We start from the raw sequence: 2,258 nt of genomic DNA, 5'->3' as shown, positions 1-2,258 counted from the left end.
GCATCAGGTCGTGGATCATGTCGCCGATCGCCTCGGGGTTGATGCGGCGCACGCCGATGGCGTAGCCCAGGGCCACCACCGCGCCGATCGCCAGCAGCAGGGCGGCGATCAGGGACGCGCCGGGCAGGTGGGCGAAGCCGAGAAGGCCGGCCAGCAGGTTCAACACGCCGTCGCCCCAGAACCCGCCCAGGCCCTTGGCCAGCGGCCAGGCGGCGGGACGCGGCGGGGCGGCCAGCAGACCGGCCAGGGCCAGCAGGCCCAGACCCCCGACCAGGGCGCGAACCCGCAGGTCGCGGCGATGGGCGGCCGGATCGGGCTGGGTGACGCGCGAGAGGCCGAACACCAGCATCAGGGCAGCGGCGACCCAGCCGGACAGGCCCATCGACTGCATGACCATGTCGGCCAGGGCCGCGCCGGCGCTTCCCAGCGCATTGGTGGCCGGCTGGCCGGTGGCGGCGTTCAGGCTGGGATCGGCGGCGTTGTAGGTGGCGACCGACAGCAGAAGGCCCGCGCCGATCACGCAGATCACCCCGCCCCGGAACCGCGCCGACCACGGCTGGGCCCAGCCGTAGCGCACCGCGTCCCAGACCAGTTCAACGCTCGATCGCCGCGCCGCTCGCGCCATCAGAAGTCACCTTGCATCCGTAGAACCCGGATGTTGTGCCCCAAGAGGGTTAAGGGGCGTTTACGATGATCGGGCGATCGTGCGGTGTGGCGTCGCGATTTTCTTCCTGTGGGCCCGCTCCCTCACCGTCGGCTTCGCCGACACCTCCTCGGAGGGGAGGGTTAGAACAAAAAGAGAACATGCGTCCGGACTCGACGTGGCCGGGAGTCATTCTGGCGCGTAACCCGCCATGTCGGACGGGTCAGTTGGACGCCGGTCATGGACAAGGAGTTTTTGAGTCAGTTGCCGATGGTTCTGTCGGCGGTCGCCGGGGTCTTCACCGCCCTGGCCACCTTGGTGTGGGCGTTCCGGCGGCGGCCCTGAGGGGCCGCCGCCTCGCTTCAAATTCCGGAAGGCTCAGGCCGTGCCCAGATAGTCCTTCTTGCCGACCTCGACGCCGTTCTTGCGCAGGATCGCGTAGGCGGTGGTCAGGTGGAAGAAGAAGTTCGGCTGGGCCTGGGTTTGCAGATAGGCCAAGCCCTTGACCACGCTGGTCTCGCCGCGGCGCACCAGGGTGATGTCGCGGTCCTCGGCGTTCTCGAACTTGGCCGGGTCCAGGTCCTCGACATAGGCGATGGCGCGCTCGACGCGGGCGATCAGGCCGGCGAAATCGGTCTCCACGTCGTCCCAGGCCGGAACCTCCTCGCCGGCCAGGCGCGCGGCGCAGCCCTTGGCGAAGTCGGTGGCGATCTGCACCTGGCGCAGCAGCGGGAACATGTCCGGGAACAGGCGGGCCTTCAGCAGGCTCTCGGGGTCGAGCTTCTTGGCTTCAACGTGCGCGGCGGCCTTGGTCAGCACGCCCTTCAGGCCTTTCAGGCCCTGGACGAAGACGGGGACGCTGGCCTGGTGGATGGTGAGGGTCATGGGAGGCTCCGGGGGATGAGGCCCGGTCGATCTAGACTGTGTCGCGGACAGGGCAAAGCGCCGCCGCACGGAACGGCGATCGCATCCCGGGGTTCTGACAGGGTCCCAATTCACTCCTTCAGGAGCATTCCCCATGAAAGTCAGCGACGCGATGACCAGCCAGGTCTCCACCGCCGCCCCCACCGACACCGTGCGAAAGGTCGCCCAGGTGATGGCCCATGTCGAAACCGGCGCCGTGCCGATCGTCGAGGGCGGCAAGGTCGTCGGCCTGGTCACCGACCGCGACATCGTCCTGCGCGTGGTCGCCGAAGGCCGCAGCTTCGACTCGCCGATCTCGGAAGCGATGAGCGAAGGCGACGTCCAGAGCGTGCGCGAGGATGACATCCTGGCCGACGCCACGGCCAAGATGGCCAATCACCAGATCCGCCGCCTGGTCGTGCTCAACGAAGCCGGAAACCTGACCGGCATCCTGTCGCTGGGCGACGTGGCCAAGGACTACGGCGCCAAGCAGGTCGGCAAGACGCTCGAGGATATCTCGGCGGAACCGGCGGACGCGGCGGCGCAGTAGGTCAGCGGCTCACCCCCTTGCCCCCACCTGACCGCTTCGCGGTCTGTCCGCCCCCATAGGGGGCGGAGCCTGCCACGGCGCGGCTCTTCCCCCTTTGGGGGAAGACGGTCGCGAAGCGACCCGTAGGGGGCAAGTGTTCACCGCACAAAAGAAAAGGGGGGG

3 protein-coding genes are annotated in these 2,258 nt (G+C 68.6%); 1 reads left to right on the top strand and 2 read right to left on the bottom strand.

Annotated elements, in window-relative coordinates; translation table 11 throughout:
• On the bottom strand, positions 1-625 hold a 625-nt coding region (locus tag WAL33_RS19345), incomplete at its 3' end, for a DNA translocase FtsK 4TM domain-containing protein (protein WP_422183372.1).
• Positions 626-1,021: 396 nt separating this feature from the next.
• Positions 1,022-1,528, bottom strand: coding sequence for a DUF1993 domain-containing protein (locus WAL33_RS19340; protein WP_422183370.1), 507 nt, complete (start codon positions 1,526-1,528; stop codon positions 1,022-1,024).
• A gap of 133 nt (positions 1,529-1,661) precedes the next feature.
• Between WAL33_RS19340 and WAL33_RS19335 the strand changes: the two genes are divergently transcribed.
• Positions 1,662-2,096, top strand: a complete 435-nt coding sequence (locus tag WAL33_RS19335; protein ID WP_422183368.1) for a CBS domain-containing protein — start codon at positions 1,662-1,664, stop codon at positions 2,094-2,096.
• Positions 2,097-2,258: the final 162 nt, after the last annotated feature.

The sequence above is a fragment of the Caulobacter sp. genome, assembly GCF_049283275.1.
In the GTDB taxonomy this organism is placed as follows: domain Bacteria; phylum Pseudomonadota; class Alphaproteobacteria; order Caulobacterales; family Caulobacteraceae; genus Caulobacter.
The sequence above is the reverse complement of the archived record's forward strand: the minus strand, read 5'-3'. Positions and strand labels throughout refer to the sequence as shown.